Source organism: Flagellimonas myxillae (assembly GCF_023502235.1).
Taxonomy (GTDB): domain Bacteria; phylum Bacteroidota; class Bacteroidia; order Flavobacteriales; family Flavobacteriaceae; genus Flagellimonas; species Flagellimonas myxillae.
Map to the genome: position 1 here is coordinate 240,108 of NZ_JAMFLY010000002.1, position 22,548 is coordinate 262,655.

The window sequence follows — 22,548 nt, forward strand, 5'->3', positions numbered from 1 at the left end:
ATATTCTTCTTATATATTGATTTTTATATACTTCTTGTGTGCTAACGTCTCTGCTCAAACAAGTGAACAAAAAGCGTTGGAAGCCAAAAGGGAACGGCTGCAAGAAGAAATAAAGGAAATCAACAGACTTCTTTTTGTGGAAAAACGGGAAAAGGGGAATGTTTTGGACCAAATGGAGGCTTTGGACAAGCGAATCAATGTACGACAGGAGCTTATTCGGGTGACCAATCAACAATCCAATCTACTCAATCGGCAGATCAATGTCAACATTAGGAGCATAAGTAAACTTCGGGAAGACCTTAAGATCCTCAAGGAGGATTATGCCCAACTTATCCGAAAGTCTTATCAAAACAAAACACAGAACAATCGACTTATGTTTCTGTTGTCGGCGGATAATTTCTTCCAGGCTTTTAAAAGGCTCCAGTATATGGAGCAATATGCGAAGCACAGAAAAAAGCAAGGGGAGGATATCCAGACCAAGACGGACCAACTAGCCAAGTTAAACCAAGAACTTGTGGATCAACGCAAGGAGAAGGAACAGCTTTTGGCTCAAAATAGGAAGGTAAAGAATGGGCTATTCGTGGAAATTCAAACACAAAAGGACCTGTTGAACAGTATTCGCCAAAACGAAAGCAAGTACAGCGCTGCTATTGCCCAAAAACAACGAGAGGCGCGCAAGATTGACAGGGAGATAGAACGGCTTATTAAAAGTGCTATAGTAAGTACCAATAGAAAGGCAGGCTCCTCCCGATCTAGCAGTAAATTTGTATTGACGCCGGAGGCCAAATTAGTGGCCACCAATTTTTCTGCCAACAAAGGGAAGCTCATCTGGCCTGTGGAAAAAGGAATAAAAAGTCAAGGATACGGGGTTTATGCGGATAAGATCTATCCCGGTATTAAGCACCGGAATAATGGGGTTACCATTGCTACTGACAAAGGAAGCAAAGCAAGGGCGATTTTTGAGGGGGAGGTTATTGCCATCATGTCCGTTCCAGGAGGAAGTAGGGGAGTTTCCATTAAACATGGAAATTACATCACTACCTATTATAACCTTTCAAACCTGTATGTTAAAAAGGGGGACAGGGTTGCCGCAAAAGATGTATTAGGCGATGTTTATACCAATCGGTTTGACGGCACAACCAAGCTAAAGTTCTATTTGTATCAAGATACCAATCGCCTAAATCCAGAAGACTGGATCTATCAACTATAACATGGGAAAAATTACTGATTTACAGGGAACATTTGAGCTGCATAACGGGATTCAGATGCCCTATTTTGGATTAGGGGTATATCTATCCAAAGAGGGGACGGAAGTTACCAATGCTGTCAAGGAAGCCTTGAACCACGGATATAGACATGTAGATACGGCCTCCATTTACAACAATGAGACCGGTGTGGGCTTGGGGATAAAAGAAAGCGATGTAGCTAGAAAGGATGTTTTTGTGGTAAGCAAGGTCTGGAATAGCGACCAGGGATATGAGTCCACCCTAAAAGCATTTGATGCCTCTTTGGCCCGATTGGGGATGGACTACTTGGATTTATACCTTATACATTGGCCCAAGGGCGATTTGTCCAAGGAGACCTGGAGGGCCTTGGAGCGTTTGTACAAAGAGGGGCGCATACGGGCCATAGGAGTCAGTAATTTTTTGCAGCACCATTTGGAGGATTTACTGCCCACAGTAGAGATTGTCCCTATGGTCAACCAAATGGAGTTTCATCCCTATTTGGTACAGCAAGACCTAATCGGTTTTTGCCAAAAAAACAGCATTCAATACGAGGCGTGGTCACCGATGATGCAAGGAAACATCTTCGAGATTCCGACATTGAAGACCTTAGCGGAAAAGTATAACAAAACAGTTGCCCAAATTGTACTTCGGTGGGATCTTCAGAAAGGGGTGATTACCATTCCCAAGTCATCAAAACCCGAACGCATTGTTTCCAATGCCGATGTATTCGACTTTGAGTTGAGTGCGAACGATATTGCCCTGATGGATAGTTTGGATAAAGGCAAACGATTTGGCCCGGACCCAGACAACTTCGATTTCTAAACCAAAAAAGACCTGACAATACTTAGGAAGTAAACAAAGCCTTCAATTCGGATGCGTCGGAAGGTTTCATCTTCCCTGCCAAAACCAAACTCAGTTGCTTGCGTCGTAGAGCAGCTGCAAAGCGTTCCTTTTCTTGGTCCGTTTCAGGCTCCAAGGGAGGCACTTCTGTAGGGATTCCGGTGTCGTCAACCGCAACAAAGGTATAAATGGCTTCATTGGCCTTGGTGCGTTCTCCCGTGAACCTGTCCTCCATCCATACATCAATATAAATTTCCATGGATGTTCTAAAAGCCCTGGATACGGAAGCTTCTACGGTAACTACGCTGCCCAACGGCACGGAACGGTTAAAGGCTACATGGTTTACCGAGGCCGTCACCGTAATTCTTCGGCTGTGCCTTCTGGCAGCGATACTTGCTGCACGGTCCATACGTGCCAACAGTTCTCCGCCAAAAAGGTTGTTTAGCGGGTTGGTTTCACTAGGTAGGACCATATCGGTCATGACCGTTCTCGATTCACTTGGCGATTTTGCGCGCATACCTTTAAATTTTGCGCAAAGATATTGAAGTGTATTATGGTATTAAAGGGGAATGCTGGGATTATTTCTCTGAGAGCAACCAAGCATCGGGAGATTCCGTTCTTTTTACTTTTCGAAGGAATGTCAATGCTTCCTTGGGCTCTTCAAAACTATCGTAAGCCACCTGGTGCAACCCAAACTTGTTCACACCAAGGTAGAACGCATTGTATCCTTTTTGTTTTAGCTGCTCCACTTTTTTTCCTGCATTTTCCTCAATTCGGAAAGCGCCAGCAATTACATGGTGTTTGCCCAACTGTTTTTTACTGACCTCGACATTAATCGCAGGTAATTTTAAAGGTGCACTATCAAAAAAAGTGGCTTCCTGGATATGTTGCTGCACTTGTTTGCGAGCTTCTTGTTGCACAGCAACCTGATTCTCCTGAATTTCTTCATAGGCCCTGAACGAAGTTGTTCCCAAGGAAACCGCCAAGAGTATAACCGCAGCATATTTAAGCCAGGGTCTAAAGGAAGTTTGCTCCCTTTTTTCTGGAGTGATGATAAAAGGAATTTGCTCTTCGAGCTCCTCAACTTCTTCCTTCAACACTTCCCGTTGGATAGGAGTTGCCGCAAAGGCAGATAGGCCAAAAGAAGATGTTAAATAGTTGATTTTGTTCTCAGGTTGGAACTGAATCTTTCGATCGCGGTTCAACCATAGTTTTCCCACTCCAAAAAGTTCAATGTTTTCTCCTTGTTCCAAGCGCTTGTTCCAATCTTCCGAAACTTGCTCCACTTCTTGGAGCAACTCCTCGTATCCCAAACTTTTTTCCTTGGCAATATGGGAGACCAAAAGGCCGTCGTTCTTGGACAATTGGGCATTGAAGGAAATTGCTTTAGTCGGCGGAAGCAAGGTATTGGTAATCGTATCCAGCTCCGCAGATTTTCCATGTGCAAGGAAGGCACCAAATCCTGGGACGACTACACAATTGTAGTTGTACAACAAATTTTCTATATACGCATCTATCCGCATCAGCACAAATATTGCAAAAAAACCCTCAGGACAAAATATGCGGGATAACTTTTTATTAACATTTGAAAATCTGTACTTTGTGGACAACTTAACCTACAAAAATAAATGACTGAGGATGAAATTCTTGCGGCCCTGAGGCTGCAGGCGGTCCCAAATATTGGTGACGTAACCGCCAAAAAATTGATTGCACACTGTGGTAGTCCAACTGCAGTTTTCAAGGACAAAATACAGCAGCTGTTGAAAATTGAGGGCATCGGTAGGATGACCTTAAAGGAACTTTATCATCCTAGCTATGCGGATGATGCAGAGCAAGAGTACGATTTTATAAGGAAAAACAATCTGGGGGTTTCCTATTTTATGGAACAGGATTATCCGGAACTTCTCAAACACTGTGTGGACGGCCCTGTCCTTCTTTTTCACAACGGAAACATCGACCTGAAAAACAAGCATATCATCAGCGTGGTGGGTACCAGGAACATTACCAGTTACGGTACGGCATTTTGTGAAACGTTCATTGAAGACATTGCACCCCTGGATCCAATAATTGTGAGTGGATTTGCCTACGGGGTGGACATAACCATTCAAAAGATGGCCATGGAGCACGGTTTACAGACCATAAGCTGTCTGGCCCATGGCTTAAACCAAATTTATCCGAAGGTGCATAAAAAATATGTAGCAAGAATAGAAAAACATGGAGGATTTCTTACCGAATTTTGGTCCACAAGCAATCCAGATCGGGAGAACTTTCTAAAACGAAATCGGATTATTGCCGGGATGAGCGAGGCCACAGTGGTCATAGAATCTGCTGAAAAAGGCGGCAGTTTGGTCACAGCAGATTTGGCCAATGGATATCATCGCGACGTCTTTGCCGTACCGGGGAGAACTTCGGATAAGTTCAGCAAAGGGTGCAACGATCTCATTAAAAAACAGCAAGCCCAAATGTTGACCTCGGCCGCTGAATTGGTTTATTTATTGGATTGGGAATTGGAACAAAAAAAGCCTAAATCCCCACTTCAAAAACAACTTTTTGTGGCATTGGACGAAACCGAAAAATCCATTCATTCCTATTTGCAACAACACGGCAAGCAATTGCTGGACACCATTGCGTTGGAATGCAAACTTCCGGTATTCCAAGCTTCATCCATCCTTTTGACCATGGAAATGAAAGGGGTGGTACGGCCTTGGCCCGGTAAATTGTTCGAGGCAATTTGAATATCGAGGGAACTATTTGAAAAGTCGGTGGAATTCTGTTCTAATTCCTTTTACCAAAAACCTGGAGGTATGAGCCTGGCAATCCATAATTGGATAAACCTTCGATGGAGACTTGAATATCCTTTGCGTGATCGGAATTGTAGAATAGCAATCGCGCATTTCCAGTTTTATTGGTCTTAAAGGAGGGATTCCAATACAGGGTGGCCCGATAATCCGGAACCTTTTGTGCTACGGCCGGGACATCGTATTTTGGGGAATAAAATTCCCTTTCCACAGCGTGTCCAGGAATGGTGAAATCGGGACTGGAGATTTCTGGGCCATAGTCATCTCCTCCTCGCTTTGTAAAAACCAGAATTACCCCATTGGCACCTCTAGAGCCGTAAATCACTGCCGAAGGACCCTTTAAAAGCTCTACACGTTCTACCGTAAAAGAATCCATAGTTTGAATGTACGAAGGCGCTGCGACTGGTAATAGGGTCTGGGCGAGCATTGCACCTGGGTCCAAGGAGTCGTTTGCTGCTAGGCCGCTAAGCCTGGGTTGGATATTTTCATTATGGACAGGAATACCATTTACTACCCATAGCGGAGTCCCCTGGTTTCGTATACTTACAGCGGCCGTTAAGGTTAAGGGATTACCGGTAACCGTAACGCCAGGAAACCGTTGTACCAAATCGATTACCGTATGGGCAGATTTGTTTTTGTCGGCATACAGCGTTGCATCCGGTTCTTGTCCCAAGAGGGATTTTCTAGAGGGACTAATAGGATCCATTTTTTTCTCTGTAACCACCACTTCGTCCAGCAAGGTTACATTTTGGGCATCAAAAAAGGAAAGGGTGTTTTTTCGGGCCGTGGTGACACTGGTGTATTTCTCTGCCTCTTTTAGGTTTACCGGATACGACTGCCTATAGCTAGCTAAGGGCACATCTAGGTTGCCTTTTTTAAGAGTCATATTAAAATTAATGGTCTTGTTTTTGCGGTTCAAGGCACTAAAAGCAAAATCCGTAGGGCCATTAAGGTTGAAATCGGGGATGGTAAATGATCCATCTTGATTCGTGGTTATCAGGAACAACTCGGAGTCTTGATCTGCCCTGGCAATGGCATTTAGATTTGTGTTTTGAAGGGGGTTGTTGTTGACGGTCCGGGCCATTCCCACAAGTGTTATGCCCTTTTCAAAGGGAAATGGTTTGGCCGGATGAACTCCTGTTTTGATGTCTTGCCATGGTAATTTTCTCCATCCATGGGTTAGCATTACCAAATCCAATTTGTGTAAGGTGGATTTTTTTTGATCACTGAAGAGCAGCCCGGGATTTTCAATATGTCCCTTTACATCCGACTCCATCAGTAAATGCGTTAAAATATTGGATGTTGATTGACTTTTGGTGACTTGGCCAGCATCAGTAATGGCTATGGAAAATTCCCCAGAAACAGGTTTGCCATTGGGGTCGCTTACAAAAATATCGACCGCCATTGCATCCCTTTTTCCAAAATCCTTGGGATTTACCCTTGCATAAATAAACAACTCTTCTTCATTATTGATAAAAACCACACGTTCACATCTTGGTCGCCCTTCACTGTCAAATAACGTCAAGGTCATCACACCACTTGGGAGTTTGCTTTTTGGAATTTCAAAACTCACAAGTTGCTTTTTGCCAAAATGAAACTTGCCCTGATAGTATTTTTTTCCGTTGACATGACCCACAACATAAAAAGGCTCCTTCTCTTCAATTCCCTCCGACTGGACCTTTACTTCAACACTTTTTTGGCTTGTGTTGGTAACTGTTACTACATACCCTTGTGCTAGAATTTGAGGAAGGGGATAGGTTTGGCCGTTGCTTAAGACCGCAACATATTCTTCCCCGGCTTTGGGTTGCAATGAGAAAAAACCAGCTCCTCGGTCAATGGTGCTTAAGGTGGCCAAATAATTGCTTTGGGAATCCAGAATTTTTCCGGATAACTTCAAATCCTGGCCGTTACCTCCGATCGCTTTAAAGGCGATACGGCACGTTAAGTTCGCGACCAAATGTCCTCCTTCCGGAAAGAATTGTAGATCAATTTTATCCTCGGAACTGGAAGAAATTGGTGCCGGAACTTTCCCATCAACGATTTTGATTGTTTTGCTAAAAAGGAAATCCTGGTCGTAGTTCCGCATCCAGTTGGTATAGGCTCTTAAATGATAATTTCCAGAAGTTGCCCCATCTGGAATTTTAAATGTACCAAAGGCCTTCCCTTCCCTTATTTCATGGGTTTGTGAGCTAACGATATTGTTGTCTGGGTCTATAAGATCAACATACAAAACTTTGCTTCCGGTAGTGAATTGATGATGGGAACCCAATACCACATAGCCACTATACCACAAATCCTCCCCAGGTGAAAACAGACGCTTATCGGTATGCAAATACACTTTTTCCACAGGGTTGGAATCCTTATAAGACCGAAGATCGTGACTCAATTGTTTTATAAAGGGATCCTTGGCAAGATTTGATCCCATCAAAGCAATATTTTCCTTGCTGTTCAAAAATATGGAACCAAAGGCCTCGTCATTTTCGAAGGCCGAAATAACATCTTCCTCCACAGGCGTCCTTTTAACAATGGGGTTCTCCGCCCAAAACTTTTCATTGTATCCAATCTCATCCAATCTATCCCAGTCGCTCTTGTTTATCCTGTTGGAACCTCCAAGCCTTTTTCTCGAAAGCGGGAAATAGTGCTCAAAAAACACAAGATTGGAAGACGAGGTTGTATGGAACTTAAAACTGTCGTTTATGTAATAATCAAAGGACTGCTTTAAATTCACATAGTCAAGAAGTAAGTTTTGAAGGGAGTCTTTTTTATAGGCGATCTCATAAGAAATATTATATTTTTTCCATGAACCGTTCTTTTCAGACAAGCGGACCAATTTTATGTCATCACTTAGCACATTGCCCACTATTTTAAGGATGTCGTGGGAAGCCACATCAATATAAACCTCCGCCTCAAAAATAGGAACCCCCAAACCCTTTTTTGGTTTAAAGTCTATCACCGCAATTTTGGTATTGCCAGAAGTGATATGGTCAATAATACTTAGATTATAAAAATTCGTCAAATCGGGGTGCATGGGAAAAATCAGCTCGTCCGTCGCCGGTTGTAGTGGAGTGATCAAACGGGATAATAGGGTGAAATTTTTATTGTGAACCCCGCCAGGATTCAGGGCATACCGTCCCTCGATAATTTCCCAATCGTCGATACCGCCATTGTTGTACCGTATATCGTAGATGATTTCCGAGAATTCGGAGTACATATCCCCATTCTTGCTTTTTTGCCTGTAGAAAGCTTTGCCATAATGAGGCCTATTAACATTTTGGATCGCTTTTTGAAAGGCCTTCCTTGCCAGACTTTTTGCAAAGCTGTCATCTTTGGAGGCGGTAAGGGTGATTTCGTCAAGATTGTGCGTTAAGGGTTCAAGTGTTATGACCAAATCTGAGGCTTCGGAAAGCTCCACAACCTTTTTTTCGTAGCTAATGTGCGAGAATATGATTTTAGTGGGCAGCGAATCCACGGCAACAACAAATTCACCTAGCTCATTACTGGAAGTCCCGGAAACTGACAATTCCACGGCAATATTACAATAGGGAATAGGCTCCCCGGTATTTTGGTCAATTACCTTACCATTTATTTGTTGCGGTGTTGGGTTAACAGATATTTGTGCAAGTTGATGTTCGAATGTGCCCGCATTTAACAATTCGTGTTCCAGGGTGTTCCCCGGCAATTGCCCCATTAAAAGAAAAAAAAATGCGAACAGTTGTGGAAATCTACTTGCTTTTGTTTTGCGGGTAAGTGGCAATCTAGATTTTTTCATATTCAGAACAGTGCTTAGGTGAACAAAGCAGGGGAAAACCAATGTTCAAGGATACGAGGTCTCACTTCGTGGGACTCGACCATATAGTTATATTCTTGTTTGCGACTTCATATTGGAAAGGGGTGTGCCTTTTAAAAAGATTCAATATTTCTTCCAGGGTTTCCGTGGTAAACGTACCGGTGTACCTTCTGTCATTCAATTCGGGAGAATTGTTTTCAATGTTCACATCGAAATGTCTTTCCAATTTTCTTAGGATGTCTTCGAAGCGTTCATTGTAAAAGTCCAATCTGTTTTTGGTCCATGCAATAAATTCTTCCACGTTTACCTCCTGAACCACAAAATTATTGTTCTTTGTGGCTACTCGCTGCCCCGGCTTTATCTCAATGGAGTTTGCTTTGTTTTCCGGGAGGGAGGGGTTGGAGACCACTATGCTACCCTCGGCCAAAACGGCCGAAACCACTAGATCGTTCTTGTAATTGCTAACATTGAATTCAGTGCCGAAAACCGTGATGTTCATTTTCTCGGTATGCACAACAAAGGGTTGATTTTTACTTTGGGCGACCTTAAAATATGCTTCACCCTCCAAATAAACGTTTCTATTGGCCAAGCCTTCGAAGGAAACGGGATACTTTAATTGACTTCCTGCGTTCAGCAAAATAATCGACCCATCCGATAATTGCACTTCAAATCGACTTGCATAAGGAACCTTAAGTATATGGAACGTGGGATCAATATTAGTTTGGTCGGTTTTGCTATACACCAGATTTCCATTTTCCTGATGTGCAATGGTTTTCCCTGCATCATTGGCAATATCATGTTCCGCACCCTTTTCCAATTCATGCAGGGTCCCATCCTCCAACTCTAAGGTAATCTCGCTTTGGATTTCGTCCGTTGATAGGGCATCCTCGCCATTTGGCTTGTCAACAATAAGATTTATAATGAAGAATGTCGCCACCAACACCAAAATTGCGGCTGCATATTTGGCAATGGTGTAGTACATTTTTTTTGACTCCATCTTGGGCTGGGTAGAAAGTCCAAAAGTTTTACGATACGCCTGGTCTACATCAAACGGGTTGTTAGCAAGGTCCAATCTATGGCTGGCCTTGACCATGTCCTTAAAATATTTCTGATTTTCAGGAATTTTCAACCATTCTTGCAAGGTTTCAAGTTCCTCGTCCGTAAGAACATCAGTAAGGTATTTTATGACCAGTATTTTCAAAATATGTAGTTTTAGCAATAGTATGCATTAGTGGGACGTAAAAAACCGGAAATACCCTTAAATATAATTTTGGGTTAATTTTTTGCTCTGAAAGAACCAATTAGATGAAGTTCAACAATCCGAACGACCAAAACTATGGGTGAAGAAATTTTGTTCAGGCAGATTAAGCAAGATGATGCTGGAGCAATGAAGGAGCTTTTTCATTTATACTATGAGCCATTGTGCACCTATATTTTTCAATTTACCCAATCCTCAGCGCATACGGAGGATATCGTTCAGAGTGTATTTATCAAACTGTGGGAGAAAAGACAGACCCTAACCATTACCACTTCCTTAAAGGCTTATTTGTACAGATCGGCTTATAACCATTATGTAGACAAATTCCGTGAAGGGAAAAAGAAGACCAAGTTACTGGAAGATCTCAAGTACGAAGCACTTTCTTGTGAGTCGCAAGACGACAATAGCTTATTTCACCAAAAGCTGGAACGAATCAAGAACTTAATGGACAGCTTGCCCGAACGTTGCCAACAGATCATTTTATTGAGCAAACAAGAAGGATTTAAAAACAGGGAAATTGCGGAAAAATTGGGCATTTCCATTAAGACCGTGGAGGCGCAGTTGCGGATTGCCTTTCAAAAAATCCGCGATGGTTTTGAAGAAAAGAAAATCCTATTCCTATTGTTTGGGAGATAAAACAGGGGATTGCTCAAGACAGGCGCCCCCTTTAGTTAGTAACCAAGTTTAGTGCGCACCCGTTCCAAAACCCCATCCGCTACTTTTCGGGCTTTTTCCGCTCCAATGGCCAATGCCTCGTCAACCTCATCCAAGTGGTTCATATAGTACTCGAACCTTTCCCGGGGCTCGGCAAATTTTTGCAGGATTAGTTCGAAAAGCGCCTGTTTGGCATGCCCGTAACCATAATTCCCACCAAGATAGTTGGCACTCATTTCCTCGATTTGTTCGGGCAGTGCTAAAATTTTGTACAGGGCAAAAACATTGTCATTGGTAGGATCCTTGGGGTCTTCCATGGGCGTGCTGTCCGTTACAATACCCATAAGTTGTTTCCGCAGTTTTTTGTCGGGTTGGAATAAATTGATGGTATTCCCTTTGCTCTTGCTCATTTTTTCCCCATCGATGCCAGGAACATACATGGTATCCTGCTGCACTTTGGCCTCAGGCAGCACAAAAGTTTCCCCAAATTGATTATGGAATCGCGAAGCTACATCCCGGGTCATCTCCAAATGTTGGAGTTGATCTTTGCCAACTGGGACATAATGTGCGTCGTACAATAAAATATCGGCGGCCATAAGCATGGGATAGGTGAACAGTCCTGCGTTCACATCCTCTAGTCGGTCCGCTTTATCTTTAAAGGAATGGGCCAAGGTAAGTCGCTGGTAAGGGAAAAAGCAGCTGAGGTACCAAGCCAGCTCGGTAACCTGGGGAACATCACTCTGACGGTAAAAGACAGTCTTTTCAATATCCAATCCAAAGGCCAACCAGGTAGCTGCGGTGGCATAGGTGTTGTTGCGGAGTTCCGCCCCATTTTTAATTTGGGTGAGGGAATGCATGTCCGCAATAAAGAGAAAGGATTCGTTTTCGGGATCATCCGCCATTTGGATGGCAGGAATGATTGCTCCTAAAATGTTCCCTAAATGGGGTGTTCCCGTACTTTGGATTCCAGTTAATATTCTGGCCATGGCTCAATTTTGAGCCGTAAAAGTAACAATCCACATGAGATAATAAAAGCGCATGTGGATTGGCAACGATAAAAGAAGTTAAAATGCTATTTTTTAAAGAGCCCGGCCACAAACAGAATGACCACGGCACCGATAACCCCGGTAAGTAAATCACCTACCAATCCAGAGCCGATTTGTACCCCGAGCACTCCAAAAAGCCAGTTGCCCACAGCACCGCCCACAATACCTAAAATGATATTGATCAAAGCGCCGAAGCCTCCCCCTTTCATAATTTTTCCGGCCAACCATCCTGCGGCCGCTCCGATAAGTATGGCATATAAAATTCCCATAATCAAGTTTTTAAGGTTGTTCCTATAAAGATATTCAAAAATTCTACTTTTATGCCATGCTTGGATTTTTGCGGAATATTGGGCATGTCCTGTACCGAATTTGGTTCTATTTATTGGTGGCCCTGCCCATTTTTGTCTTTTCCCCAATTTGGTTGTTAACTACGCTTTCCGAGAAAACCTATGCCATGTTCTTTCGTTTGGCCCGTAACCTTTGGGCCAGACCCATTTTGTATGGGATGGGGTGTTTTCCAAAAATCCTTAGGGAGCAGCAGATGGAAAAGGGGAAGAGCTATATGTTGGTGTCCAACCATACCAGTATGTTGGATATTATGCTGATGATGGTGGTGAGCAAAAACCCGTTTGTTTTTGTGGGCAAAAAGGAATTGGTAAAAATTCCCGTGTTCGGGTTTTTCTACAAGCGCGTCTGCATTTTGGTGGATCGGGAGAGCATAAAAAGCAGGACCGGGGTGTATTTAAGGGCGCAGCGCAGATTGGATCAAGGATTGAGCATATGTATTTTTCCTGAAGGTGGGGTGCCGGAAGAACATATTGTTTTGGATGCCTTTAAAGATGGAGCCTTTAAAATGGCGATAGCGCATAGAATTCCAGTAGTGCCCATTACCTTTTACGACAATAAAAAACGATTTTCTTTTACGTTTTTAAGCGGGGGTCCAGGTCGTATACGGGCCAAGGTCCACCATTTTTTTGAAACTGGGATTTTGGCCGAAGAGGACAAGTCCACTTTAAGGGAAGAGGTGAGGGAGGTGATATTAAAAGAACTAAGATAATTGCCCCCCTACGCTAGGCGAAGGAGGGCAAAAGTATATATAAATATTATTAGGTGTCACATCCGCTATCGGAAATGGTCCATTGTTTTGTATTGACAAGATAATTATATGCTTCGGTTGCGCAGCGATTAACCCCAATGGCATCTAAAGTAACATTATTGGTCAAGTCGTCTCCCCATGCTGCCCATCCTGATAATGTGGCCTCGTAATTGGGTCTAGAAAGACCGGAATTGTTGAACATTTTTTCCATGGATGCACCCTGATTTAACCCGGTAATTTCCCAGCTGCCGAGATTCTGATCGAAAGCTGATGCTCCACTGAACATGAATCCCATGTTGGTAACGTTGCTAACATCCCAATTACTAAGGTCTTGATTAAATGACGAGGCACCTAGAAACATAGAATACATAAATGTTACATTGCTTACATCCCAATCACCTATGTCGCCGTTAAATAAGTACGCGTGATAGAACATGCCTCGTAAGTTTGTAACTCCAGAAAGATTTGGCTTATCAGTCGCTTCATATTCCAGGTTGCCGCAACCATGAAAGGCATCCTGTAAACTTTCCCCCCATTGAATTGTTCCCCACTGTACAATACTTTTGACTTTTTCGTCGGAAGGGCTATTGTAAAATAAGATTCTTGGAAACATTTCACCATTTATGGCAATGGTGTGGATGCCTGCTTTTTCATATGTGTGTTTAGGCGGCATACTAGTATCAATTTCCTCCACCGTTCCATCCCCCCAATCTATGATATATTTATAAGTGAGGTATTCGTCCGTACCAACTTCTAATTCTTCGTTGGCTACAGTAGTCTCCATGTTGATAACAAAAGAGGTTTTGTCCAACGCATAAGGGGCGTCAGGGATATTCTCCACTACAATGGTAATCACTCCTTGGGCATTTTCATTACCATCGCTTACCTCCACCGTAATTTCATGGGTGGTTGCCGTTTCATAATCCAAGCTGGCATCATCCGCTAAAAGTATTTCCCCTGTGCTGTTATTGACCGCAAACAAATCATTGTCATTGGCAACAATAGAATAGGTAAGGTCGTCTCCATCAGGATCTTCGGCATTAATGGTTCCAATAACATCTGTACTGGAGGCATCTTCATAAACTTCAAATTCTTGCGCCTCAATTAGAGGAGCTTGATTGGAGTTGATGACATTGATCGTAATGGTCGCCGTAACCGTTTCAGTTCCGTCCGAGACACTGATCACAATCTCATGGGAGGTGGCTGTGCTATAATCCAGGTTTTTGCCGTTGGCCACGCTCAAATCCCCTCTATCAGAAATAACAAATAAGTCGTTGTCATTGGTCACAATTTCAAACGAAAGCGCATCGGCATCGGGATCAAAGGCTTGAATGGTGGCAAAAATGTCCACAGGAGAGCTGTCTTCTGGAGCACTGTATTCCAATACGGTAATTTCAGGACTTCTGTTTTCCTGTGTTGTTTCCTTTTCACAAGATGACAAGGACAAGGCACAGAAAATTGCGGTTAATAGGTAGCTTTTCAATTTCATGATTGGGCTATTTTAAGATTAGGATTTAAAAATGCCTGCTATTTTTCATTTAGAAGCGTACAAACCAACCGATGTAGGTTTTGAATTGACGAATGCCCCTTTTGGGTTGACGGAATTTTTGAGGTTTTGTCAGTTTGAGCGCGGTTAGGAGGTCTTGGCAGGCCATTAGCTCAAGTGAAATTCTTGGCGGCTGAGCGTAGTCGAAGCAGTAAGAATTTTGTATTGAGAACAACACAACTCAACCCCTCTCAAGAGGGGAAATGTTTTTGTTGTCAGGATTAGTCTCCCTTCTTGAGAAGGGAAGGTTTCGCAAAGCGAAATCAGGGAACGGTTATTTTAAAACTTAGCAGAAAACCAGAACCTCTGGGAGCGGAACCCATTTGCACTAAAGTAGCATTTCACCACTGCCTCAATTTATGCTATCTTTACCTCAAGATTTTTATGAACCCTTTTTAGACCGATGTTCCGGCATTGCTCTAAATCAAGATATTAAATATGGGATGTAGCAGTTGTTCAACCGGCAAGGATGGACAACCGCGGGGTTGCAAGAACAACGGTACTTGCGGCACAGATGGTTGTAACAAGCTTACAGTCTTTGACTGGCTTTCCAATATGTCGCTGCCCAGCGGTCAGAATCCTTTTGATTGCATTGAGGTACGATTCAAGAACAGTAGAAAGGAATTCTTTAGAAATGTCGACAACATACCGTTGGCCATTGGAGATGTTGTGGCCACCCAGGCCAAATCGGGCCACGATGTCGGCATTGTTACCCTAGTGGGCGAACTGGTCAAAGTCCAAATGAAACGCAAGAAAGTCGCTCTGGACGACAAGACCCTTCCCAAAATCTATAGAAAAGCCTCCCAGCGTGATATTGATATATGGCAAAAGAGTAGGAGCAAAGAGGCTGAGATTCAAAAACGTTCACGTGAAATAGCAATCTCCTTAAAATTGCAAATGAAGCTGAGCGATGTGGAATTCCAGGGCGATGGTTCCAAAGCCACTTTTTACTATACAGCTGAGGAGCGGGTAGACTTTCGACAACTGATCAAGGACATGGCAAAGGCCTTTGGCATCCGCATTGAGATGCGGCAAATAGGATATCGCCAGGAAGCCCAACGTTTGGGTGGAATCGGTTCGTGTGGGCGTGAGTTGTGTTGCTCTACTTGGTTAACGGATTTTAGATCGGTAAGTACAGCATCTGCCAGATACCAACAGTTGGCTTTGAATCCCCAAAAATTGGCGGGACAATGCGGTAAGCTCAAATGCTGCCTCAACTACGAACTGGATATGTACCTAGAGGCCTTAAAGGACTTTCCTTCTTCTGATAGTAAGCTTCAGACCAAAAAGGGAATAGCCTTTTGCCAAAAGGCGGACATCTTTAAAAAGACCCTATGGTTCTCGTACCGGGACGACCCGGCCACTTGGCATGCCTTGGACAAGGATCACGTATTGGAAATCCTGGAGATGAACAAAAAAGGGGAGAAAATCGCCAGTTTGGAAGAATACGCCCAGGATAATGTGAGCGATGAGAAAATGGCCTTCGAAAATGTGGTGGGGCAAGATAGTCTTACTCGATTTGATCGCCCCAAAAGAAAGAAGCGGAACAAAAAGAGAAGAAAAAACAAACCAAAAGCTTCCTCCAATGCACAATAAAATCTACTATGCCTTGGTTTTTCTTCTAGGCTTGGTATCGTGTAACAGCAATCTGGTGTTTTCCGAATATGAGGCCATGTCCAATGGAAAATGGGAAATGGATGAGGCCTTGGATTTTGAATTTTCAGACTTGGATTCGGTGCAACGACACAACATGTTCATCAACATTAGAAATGACAATACCTACCCGTTCAGTAACCTCTTTTTGATTACCGAATTGGAGTTTCCTGATGGGAATACCCAAAAGGACACCTTGGAATATAAAATGGCCGAACCCACCGGCGAATGGTTGGGCAAGGGCTTGGGAAGTATAAAGGAAAATAAACTTTGGTATAAGGAAAACATCGTTTTTCCAGATTCTGGCGTATATAAGTTGAGCGTGGTCCACGCCATGCGAAAAAATGGAGAAGTTGATGGTCTTCATATTTTGGAGGGCATTACCGATGTAGGTTTGGAAATTGAAAAAAGCACCCAATAAATGGCAAAAGCTAAACAGAAGCCAAAAAGCTTCATTCCTTTCATCAAATGGTTTTGGATTCTTTTCGGAGTCGGGATTCTCTCGGCAGCAATGATCTTTTTATTGGCATCTTGGGGTGCTTTTGGCGAAATGCCCACCTTTGAGCATTTGGAAAACCCAAGCACTAACCTAGCTACAGAATTTATTTCTTCGGATGGAGAGACTTTGGGAAAACTCTATTTAGAGGACAATCGAACAGATGTTCCTTATGATGCACTTCCCCAAAACTTAATTGATGCCCTAATTGCCAGCGAGGACATCCGGTACTACAATCATGCAGGAATTGATGCCCGAGGCACCTTAAGAGCGTTTGTCTTTTTGGGGAAGCGTGGAGGGGCAAGTACCATAACCCAACAGTTGGCCAGACAACTTTTTGTGGGGGTTAGTTCACAAAACATTATAGAGCGAATTAAGCAAAAAGCCATGGAGTGGGTTATTGCCACTCGCTTGGAGCGCAGTTATACCAAAGAGGAAATCATAAGTATGTATCTCAACATCTATGATTTTGGGCACAATGCTGACGGCATCAGGTCGGCCGCAAGAATTTATTTTGGAAAGGAACCTGAAGACTTAAAGATTGAAGAGTCCGCGATGTTGGTTGGAATGCTTCAAAATTCATCCTTGTACAATCCCATTCGTAGAGAAGAACTCACGAAGAGAAAGAGGGACATGGTTATAGGTCAATTGGCAAAAAACGAATATATCAGCGAAGCAGAAAAAGACTCACTGCAGGCCTTGGAAATCAACCTAAATTATAATCCTGAATCGCATCGAGAAGGTTTGGCCACCTACTTTAGAATGTATATGCAACGTTGGATGAATAGATGGGTAAGGGAGAACCCAAAGCCTGATGGAGAGAAGTACAATATCTATTTGGACGGATTAAAGATTTACACAACGATTGATTCTCGCATGCAAAAGAATGCCGAGGAGGCAGTGGAAACGCACATGAAGAATCTTCAAGCTGAATTCTTCCATCAGAATACACCCAAAAGAAATCCCACGGCACCATTTTTGGATATCACCCACGGAGCCATAGATACCATAATGCGAAGTGCCATGAAACGATCGGAACGATGGAGGGTGAGGAAAAAAGAAGGCATGTCTCCCGAAGAAATTGAGAAAACCTTCCATGAGAAAATAGAAATGACTGTCTTTGACTGGAACAGTGATTCCTATGAAAAGGATACCATCATGACACCCATGGATTCCATCCGGTATTACAAGACCTTTTTACGAACCGCAATGATGTCCATGGAACCACAAACAGGACATGTAAAAGCCTGGGTAGGCGGAGTGGACTATAAGCACTTTCAATACGACAATGTAATTCAAGGGGCGCGCCAAGCGGGATCTACTTTCAAACCTTTTGTGTACGCTGCTGCCATTGATCAATTGCGCTATTCCCCTTGTGACTCCCTGCCAGACAATCAATATTGCATTGAGCCCCTAAAGCATGGGAACATGGAAGCATGGTGTCCGAAAAACTCAGATGGAAAATATTCTGGAAAAAACTTAACGTTGAAAAATGCCTTGGCCAACTCAGTCAATACTGTAACGGCGCAATTGATTGATCAGGTAGGTCCAGGGTCCGTAGTAAATATTGCCAGAGGTATGGGACTAGGGGATGACATTCCAGAGGTACCTTCGATAGCATTGGGAACCCACGATTTTAGCGTATATGATATAGTAGGAGCCTATGGTACCTTTGCCAATCATGGAGTGTACGTAAAACCCGTGATGGTGACAAGAATTGAGGACAAGAATGGTACCGTGCTTTATGAATATGTTCCAGAAACCAAGGATGTATTGAGCAAAGATGTGGCCTACGCCATGGTCAATCTAATGGAAGGAGTTACGCAAGGAGGTTCTGGCACTAGATTACGACACACTTTTGCCAAGGAGCAGCGTGTTTACCAAGATGTTGTTACAGGATATCCGTATGAGTTGACCAATCCCATCGCTGGAAAAACCGGAACCACCCAGAACCAAAGTGATGGTTGGTTTATGGGCATGGTGCCTAATTTGGTCACCGGCGTATGGGTCGGGGGTGATGATAGGTCAGTTCACTTTAAAGGACTAGCGTATGGTCAAGGTGCTTCCATGGCCTTACCCATTTGGGCCTTGTACATGAAGAAAAACTATGAAAATGAGGAATTGGGAGTTTCCACCGGGGCATTTGAAGAACCTGAGGAATTATCCATAAACGTCGATTGTACAAAAGTCTTGGAAGAACGGAAGGAGGAAATTGATGTTGAGGATGATTTGGATGAAGATATTGGCTTTTAAGGCCTAAAAACAAAAATAGAACAGCCCTGGGAAACAAAATGTTTCTTGGGGCTTTTTTCTTTTGGATATTATGCCAACCCGGTCAGGAAACCAAGAACCAAAAACGAGCAAGTAAGAGCATGCTCTTTTGTCAATAAATGGTTTCAAGAATTCTTTAATTGTCGTAATTTCAAACGTTGAGTAAAACAATCCTAGATGATTAAAAAAACAGTTTCAGATGTGGAAAAGGCCCTTGAAGGGGTGGCCGACAGTATGACCTTTATGCTCGGCGGATTTGGTCTATGTGGAATCCCGGAAAATGCGATCGGGCAGTTGGTAAAATTGGGAATCAAGGACATCACATGCATTTCCAACAATGCTGGCGTTGATGATTTTGGGTTGGGCCTGCTTTTGCAAAACCATCAGATAAAAAAAATGATTTCTTCCTATGTTGGGGAGAACGATGAGTTTGAACGTCAGATGTTGAGCGGTGAGTTGGAAGTGGAACTAACACCACAGGGCACTTTGGCCGAAAAGTGCAGGGCAGCCCAAGCAGGATTCCCCGCATTCTATACGCCGGCGGGTTATGGGACTGAAGTCGCCGAAGGAAAGGAAACCCGCGAGTTTGATGGGAAGATGTATGTATTGGAACCTGCATATAAAGCTGATTTTGCCTTTGTCAAAGCTTGGAAAGGCGATGAGGCCGGCAATTTAATTTTCAAGGGAACCGCTAGAAACTTCAACCCATGCATGTGTGGAGCAGCTAAAATTACCGTCGCGGAGGTAGAGGAATTGGTCCCGGCAGGAAGTCTAGATCCCAACGAAATACATATTCCTGGCATTTTTGTACAACGAATTTTTAAAGGGGAACATTACGAGAAGCGAATTGAACAGAGAACGGTAAGAGAAAAAAATCAATGAGATTAACATATACTTGTGCCGCCTGTAAAAGGCAGAATTTCTTAAGGGAGAAGGCAGATACACGACCAGAACTGCAACAAAAAGTTGGCAGGGATGAAATCCAGGTGAATTGCGATAATTGTGGCAAACTTGATAAGAAACATATAAACAGGATTACCGCCGTTGTGGATCAACGAGTTACTGCGGTTGGTTTGGCAATTGGCGGAGTTGTTAGTTTCATTTTGATTTATTTGTTTGGATTAATTGCTACAATTACATTGTCGTTTCCCATCATTGTTTGGAGATATGAAAGTGAAAACGCACATAAATTCAATTCATACGCAATAAAGAGGTAGTTATGCTTGATAAAAACGGAATCGCAAAACGTATTGCAAAAGAAGTCAAGGACGGATACTATGTGAACTTGGGCATCGGAATCCCAACCTTGGTCGCCAATTTTGTTAGGGATGATATTAGTGTGGAATTTCAATCGGAAAATGGAGTTTTGGGTATGGGCCCCTTTCCGTATGAAGGTGAAGAGGATGCAGACATCATCAATGCAGGAAAACAAACCATAACCACCTTGCCCGGCGCTTCTTTCTTTGATTCAGCCCTGAGTTTTAGCATGATTCGCGGAAAACATGTGGACCTCACAATTTTAGGAGCCATGGAAGTTGCCGAAAATGGGGATATTGCCAATTGGAAAATTCCTGGGAAAATGGTCAAAGGAATGGGCGGCGCCATGGATTTGGTTGCCTCCGCAGAGAACATAATTGTGGCGATGATGCATACCAATAAGGCCGGAAAATCGAAATTGTTGAAAGCATGTACCCTTCCGTTAACGGGGGTGGGATGTGTTAAAAAAATTGTCACCAACTTGGCCGTCTTGGAGGTCAAAACTGATGGTTTTGTGCTGTTGGAAAGAGCTCCGGGGGTTTCTGTGGAACAGATCGTGGCGGCAACAGAAGGGAAATTACAGGTAAATGGTGAGATCCCAGAGATGAAAATTTAGGCAATTGCCATTGATTTGTTTACAACATTTTGGGAGATTTTCACAACAAATTTTTTATTTCGTAATTCTTTAATGGTATTTTGGTTTTATAGAATATTTTTCCCAAATTAACTCCATTAAAATCAACACCATGGCACCCAAATTTACCCGTTCCTCAGTAGAGGACAATGTTCAAGTTTACAGAAATGATTTTTTCACAGGATTTATGCTATTGATAAGAAAGCTTTTTATGCTCTAATTATAGTCATAAAATGAAAAAATCGAAGGGCCAACAAAATTGTTAGGCTCTTTTTTTATTCCCTAATTTTAAGGGATGAACAAGTCCATTTCCCATTTAATTTTTCGTTTGTGCACTTTTTCAGACCTCGATGCCTTGGTTCGGATTTCCAGGGAAACCTTTGTTACGGCATTTGAGAACGACAATGACCCCGCCGACTTTAAGGCCTACATCGATCAGGCGTTTAGCAAAGAACAGCTACAAAAAGAGCTCCATCAACCAGATTCACAGTTTCATTTTGTTTTTTGGGATAATACTTTGGTGGGATATTTCAAATTAAATAGTGGACAGGCCCAAACAGATATTAAGGATAAAAGCTCGGTGGAACTGGAACGAATTTATGTTTTGGCCGAACATCAAGGTAAAGGCATCGGAGCAAAGATTCTGGAACAGGTGATTGCTATGGCCCAAAAAAACGAATTGGACTATGTGTGGTTAGGGGTTTGGGAGCATAATCCAAATGCCATAAGATTCTACAAGCGATACGGTTTCACCAAATTTGGGACGCACCCCTATTTCATTGGGAAGGACAAACAGACCGATTGGCTGCTCCGCCTAGATCTTTAGCAACTTGTCCAAGAACATGATATCTCCTGCCGACTGCAATTTCCGGGCAATGGAGTTTTCAAAAGCGGCATGGATCAACAGGGCCACGGCTACCGAATTGGCCTTGGTTAGGCTATTGGTCCTATAAACCACATCCCGAATAGTTGAAAAACTGATACTGCTTCGCGCAGCAATATCTGCAATGTTGTTTTTGTTCAGGTTTCTGCGAAGTATAGTGGAAAGTTCCTCGCTGATCGGTTTACCGAAATCGGATTTGGAAAACATAAGCTCGGTTTTGATCTGTAGGTTCAAAGATTTGAGATTTCCCATAGGAAAAATGTTTAAAAATTAATGATGAATCGAAGTAATTCCCTTTTTCTATATTTGATCGTAAGTGAATTACAGGGGCGAGGATGAATGTTACGCGATTACACTTAGTTGCGTAAAAATATTACACAAGATAATGATTTTATGCACATAATAAAAGAATTAAGAAAAAAAAGAGGAATAAGTCAAACAGAATTTGCCCAAGAAATCGGTGTTAGCCTACGAACTATACAGCTTTACGAACGAAGAGATGCCAATATTCCCAATAAGAACTTGCGGAAGATTGCCGAGTTTTTTGAAATGACCATTCCCGAATTGTACATCCATGAGTTTCATGACCCCACGGATTCTTATGGAAAAAAGAAGCCCTATGCAAAGCATGGCAGTGTGTTTTACCCATTGGATCAAGGAAAGCTGTTGGCCATGTCCCCCTTGGTGCTCATGGAACAGCAAAAGGAATATATTACTAGGGTAAAGGCCGGGGTGTTTTCCCAAAATGCCTTTCAAACCGGCTTTGTATTGGATTCCATGGACGATGAGCTTCATATGGCTTTTGAGGTCACAGGGGATTCCATGAATGATGGCACCATAAATTCTATACCCAACAAAGCCATTGTTTTGGGCGTTGAGATGGATATCACAGATTTTGCCAAAAAAGAGGGCCTGCTCAACAAGTCGTATGTATTGGTTTGTAAGGATAGGATAATTTGCAAACTGATTATTGGCTACAGCGAAAAGGGCAATGCCGTACAATGTGGTAACCTAAATCAATCTCCGGAATATCAAGATTTTGAACTTCCTTTGGAGGATATTCTTCAAATCTTCAAAATCGCTAGAAGACAAATCTAAATTTC

At 42.9% G+C, this 22,548-nt stretch carries 21 protein-coding genes; 13 read left to right on the top strand and 8 right to left on the bottom strand.

Features of this window, described 5'->3' with window-relative positions:
• Positions 1-76: 76 nt before the first annotated feature.
• Positions 77-1,210, top strand: a complete 1,134-nt coding sequence (locus M3P07_RS09530) for a murein hydrolase activator EnvC family protein (RefSeq protein ID WP_319946569.1) — start codon at positions 77-79, stop codon at positions 1,208-1,210.
• A 1-nt stretch (position 1,211) separates the two neighbouring features.
• Positions 1,212-2,048: an aldo/keto reductase gene (locus M3P07_RS09535; protein ID WP_249969679.1), complete on the top strand. Its 837-nt coding sequence runs from the start codon at positions 1,212-1,214 to the stop codon at positions 2,046-2,048.
• 22 nt (positions 2,049-2,070) lie between these two features.
• Here the strand turns inward: M3P07_RS09535 and M3P07_RS09540 are convergent, their stop codons facing one another.
• The gene (locus M3P07_RS09540) at positions 2,071-2,583 is read right to left on the bottom strand and encodes an acyl-CoA thioesterase (protein ID WP_249969680.1); all 513 of its coding nucleotides are present in this window, start codon (positions 2,581-2,583) and stop codon (positions 2,071-2,073) included.
• A 61-nt stretch (positions 2,584-2,644) separates the two neighbouring features.
• Positions 2,645-3,589, bottom strand: coding sequence for an HU domain-containing protein (locus M3P07_RS09545; protein WP_249969681.1), 945 nt, complete (start codon positions 3,587-3,589; stop codon positions 2,645-2,647).
• Positions 3,590-3,694: 105 nt separating this feature from the next.
• Between M3P07_RS09545 and dprA the strand changes: the two genes are divergently transcribed.
• Complete coding sequence (gene dprA / locus M3P07_RS09550) at positions 3,695-4,801, top strand: DNA-processing protein DprA (RefSeq protein WP_249969682.1); 1,107 nt, start codon at positions 3,695-3,697, stop codon at positions 4,799-4,801.
• A gap of 40 nt (positions 4,802-4,841) precedes the next feature.
• Here dprA and M3P07_RS09555 read toward each other — a convergent pair whose 3' ends face one another.
• Together M3P07_RS09555 and M3P07_RS09560 are read right to left on the bottom strand one after the other, a co-directional pair.
• Positions 4,842-8,633: a TonB-dependent receptor plug domain-containing protein gene (locus tag M3P07_RS09555; protein WP_249969683.1), complete on the bottom strand. Its 3,792-nt coding sequence runs from the start codon at positions 8,631-8,633 to the stop codon at positions 4,842-4,844.
• Positions 8,634-8,694: 61 nt separating this feature from the next.
• Positions 8,695-9,852 (bottom strand): FecR family protein, encoded by a 1,158-nt coding sequence (locus M3P07_RS09560; protein ID WP_249969684.1) that lies wholly within the window; start codon positions 9,850-9,852, stop codon positions 8,695-8,697.
• Positions 9,853-9,987: 135 nt separating this feature from the next.
• Here M3P07_RS09560 and M3P07_RS09565 point away from each other — a divergent pair, with 135 nt between their 5' ends.
• A complete protein-coding gene (locus M3P07_RS09565) occupies positions 9,988-10,545 on the top strand; it encodes an RNA polymerase sigma factor (protein ID WP_249969685.1) in 558 nt (185 codons plus the stop codon).
• 35 nt (positions 10,546-10,580) lie between these two features.
• On the opposite strand, the gene trpS is transcribed toward M3P07_RS09565, so the two are convergent.
• On the bottom strand, positions 10,581-11,549 hold the full coding sequence (trpS, locus tag M3P07_RS09570; protein ID WP_249969686.1) for a tryptophan--tRNA ligase: 969 nt from the start codon (positions 11,547-11,549) through the stop codon (positions 10,581-10,583).
• Positions 11,550-11,635: 86 nt separating this feature from the next.
• Positions 11,636-11,878 (bottom strand): GlsB/YeaQ/YmgE family stress response membrane protein, encoded by a 243-nt coding sequence (locus tag M3P07_RS09575; RefSeq protein WP_249969687.1) that lies wholly within the window; start codon positions 11,876-11,878, stop codon positions 11,636-11,638.
• 56 nt (positions 11,879-11,934) lie between these two features.
• Between M3P07_RS09575 and M3P07_RS09580 the strand changes: the two genes are divergently transcribed.
• On the top strand, positions 11,935-12,666 hold the full coding sequence (locus M3P07_RS09580) for a lysophospholipid acyltransferase family protein (protein WP_249969688.1): 732 nt from the start codon (positions 11,935-11,937) through the stop codon (positions 12,664-12,666).
• A gap of 49 nt (positions 12,667-12,715) precedes the next feature.
• Here the strand turns inward: M3P07_RS09580 and M3P07_RS09585 are convergent, their stop codons facing one another.
• Complete coding sequence (locus M3P07_RS09585) at positions 12,716-14,194, bottom strand: BspA family leucine-rich repeat surface protein (RefSeq protein WP_249969689.1); 1,479 nt, start codon at positions 14,192-14,194, stop codon at positions 12,716-12,718.
• A 495-nt stretch (positions 14,195-14,689) separates the two neighbouring features.
• Between M3P07_RS09585 and M3P07_RS09590 the strand changes: the two genes are divergently transcribed.
• From M3P07_RS09590 to M3P07_RS09620, 7 genes are all read left to right on the top strand, one after another.
• Positions 14,690-15,847, top strand: coding sequence for a PSP1 domain-containing protein (locus M3P07_RS09590; protein ID WP_249969690.1), 1,158 nt, complete (start codon positions 14,690-14,692; stop codon positions 15,845-15,847).
• Positions 15,837-16,325, top strand: coding sequence for a gliding motility lipoprotein GldH (locus M3P07_RS09595; protein ID WP_249969691.1), 489 nt, complete (start codon positions 15,837-15,839; stop codon positions 16,323-16,325). The genes M3P07_RS09590 and M3P07_RS09595 overlap by 11 nt, the downstream gene beginning before the upstream one ends.
• Positions 16,326-18,653 carry a penicillin-binding protein 1A gene (locus M3P07_RS09600; protein WP_249969692.1) on the top strand — a complete coding sequence of 776 codons (2,328 nt, stop codon included), beginning with the start codon at positions 16,326-16,328 and terminating at the stop codon, positions 18,651-18,653. It begins immediately after the preceding gene.
• A gap of 195 nt (positions 18,654-18,848) precedes the next feature.
• Positions 18,849-19,553, top strand: a complete 705-nt coding sequence (locus tag M3P07_RS09605; protein WP_249969693.1) for a CoA transferase subunit A — start codon at positions 18,849-18,851, stop codon at positions 19,551-19,553.
• The gene (locus M3P07_RS09610) at positions 19,550-19,888 is read left to right on the top strand and encodes a hypothetical protein (RefSeq protein ID WP_249969694.1); all 339 of its coding nucleotides are present in this window, start codon (positions 19,550-19,552) and stop codon (positions 19,886-19,888) included. The genes M3P07_RS09605 and M3P07_RS09610 overlap by 4 nt, the downstream gene beginning before the upstream one ends.
• A 2-nt stretch (positions 19,889-19,890) precedes the next feature.
• The gene (locus M3P07_RS09615; RefSeq protein ID WP_249969695.1) at positions 19,891-20,544 is read left to right on the top strand and encodes a 3-oxoacid CoA-transferase subunit B; all 654 of its coding nucleotides are present in this window, start codon (positions 19,891-19,893) and stop codon (positions 20,542-20,544) included.
• Positions 20,545-20,857: 313 nt separating this feature from the next.
• Positions 20,858-21,388 (top strand): GNAT family N-acetyltransferase, encoded by a 531-nt coding sequence (locus M3P07_RS09620; RefSeq protein WP_249969696.1) that lies wholly within the window; start codon positions 20,858-20,860, stop codon positions 21,386-21,388.
• On the opposite strand, the gene M3P07_RS09625 is transcribed toward M3P07_RS09620, so the two are convergent.
• Entirely contained in the window at positions 21,377-21,697 is a 321-nt protein-coding gene (locus M3P07_RS09625) for a hypothetical protein (protein ID WP_249969697.1), read from the bottom strand. The two genes, M3P07_RS09620 and M3P07_RS09625, sit on opposite strands and share 12 nt — an antisense overlap.
• A gap of 141 nt (positions 21,698-21,838) precedes the next feature.
• On the opposite strand from M3P07_RS09625, the gene M3P07_RS09630 reads away from it, so the two are divergent.
• Complete coding sequence (locus M3P07_RS09630; protein WP_249969698.1) at positions 21,839-22,543, top strand: helix-turn-helix domain-containing protein; 705 nt, start codon at positions 21,839-21,841, stop codon at positions 22,541-22,543.
• The last annotated feature ends 5 nt before the right edge of the window (positions 22,544-22,548 follow it).

What these genes read in the sequence shown, in the direction of transcription:
- M3P07_RS09580 (WP_249969688.1), top strand. Translation starts at nt 11,935, where the DNA reads ATGCTTGGATTTTTGCGGAATATTGGGCATGTCCTGTACCGAATTTGG.
- M3P07_RS09575 (WP_249969687.1), bottom strand. Translation starts at nt 11,878, where the DNA reads ATGGGAATTTTATATGCCATACTTATCGGAGCGGCCGCAGGATGGTTG.
- M3P07_RS09615 (WP_249969695.1), top strand. Translation starts at nt 19,891, where the DNA reads ATGCTTGATAAAAACGGAATCGCAAAACGTATTGCAAAAGAAGTCAAG.
- M3P07_RS09595 (WP_249969691.1), top strand. Translation starts at nt 15,837, where the DNA reads ATGCACAATAAAATCTACTATGCCTTGGTTTTTCTTCTAGGCTTGGTA.
- M3P07_RS09555 (WP_249969683.1), bottom strand. Translation starts at nt 8,633, where the DNA reads ATGAAAAAATCTAGATTGCCACTTACCCGCAAAACAAAAGCAAGTAGA.
- M3P07_RS09585 (WP_249969689.1), bottom strand. Translation starts at nt 14,194, where the DNA reads ATGAAATTGAAAAGCTACCTATTAACCGCAATTTTCTGTGCCTTGTCC.
- M3P07_RS09620 (WP_249969696.1), top strand. Translation starts at nt 20,858, where the DNA reads ATGAACAAGTCCATTTCCCATTTAATTTTTCGTTTGTGCACTTTTTCA.
- M3P07_RS09610 (WP_249969694.1), top strand. Translation starts at nt 19,550, where the DNA reads ATGAGATTAACATATACTTGTGCCGCCTGTAAAAGGCAGAATTTCTTA.
- M3P07_RS09605 (WP_249969693.1), top strand. Translation starts at nt 18,849, where the DNA reads ATGATTAAAAAAACAGTTTCAGATGTGGAAAAGGCCCTTGAAGGGGTG.
- M3P07_RS09545 (WP_249969681.1), bottom strand. Translation starts at nt 3,589, where the DNA reads ATGCGGATAGATGCGTATATAGAAAATTTGTTGTACAACTACAATTGT.
- dprA (WP_249969682.1), top strand. Translation starts at nt 3,695, where the DNA reads ATGACTGAGGATGAAATTCTTGCGGCCCTGAGGCTGCAGGCGGTCCCA.
- M3P07_RS09565 (WP_249969685.1), top strand. Translation starts at nt 9,988, where the DNA reads ATGGGTGAAGAAATTTTGTTCAGGCAGATTAAGCAAGATGATGCTGGA.
- M3P07_RS09625 (WP_249969697.1), bottom strand. Translation starts at nt 21,697, where the DNA reads ATGGGAAATCTCAAATCTTTGAACCTACAGATCAAAACCGAGCTTATG.
- M3P07_RS09535 (WP_249969679.1), top strand. Translation starts at nt 1,212, where the DNA reads ATGGGAAAAATTACTGATTTACAGGGAACATTTGAGCTGCATAACGGG.
- M3P07_RS09540 (WP_249969680.1), bottom strand. Translation starts at nt 2,583, where the DNA reads ATGCGCGCAAAATCGCCAAGTGAATCGAGAACGGTCATGACCGATATG.
- M3P07_RS09630 (WP_249969698.1), top strand. Translation starts at nt 21,839, where the DNA reads ATGCACATAATAAAAGAATTAAGAAAAAAAAGAGGAATAAGTCAAACA.
- trpS (WP_249969686.1), bottom strand. Translation starts at nt 11,549, where the DNA reads ATGGCCAGAATATTAACTGGAATCCAAAGTACGGGAACACCCCATTTA.
- M3P07_RS09600 (WP_249969692.1), top strand. Translation starts at nt 16,326, where the DNA reads ATGGCAAAAGCTAAACAGAAGCCAAAAAGCTTCATTCCTTTCATCAAA.
- M3P07_RS09590 (WP_249969690.1), top strand. Translation starts at nt 14,690, where the DNA reads ATGGGATGTAGCAGTTGTTCAACCGGCAAGGATGGACAACCGCGGGGT.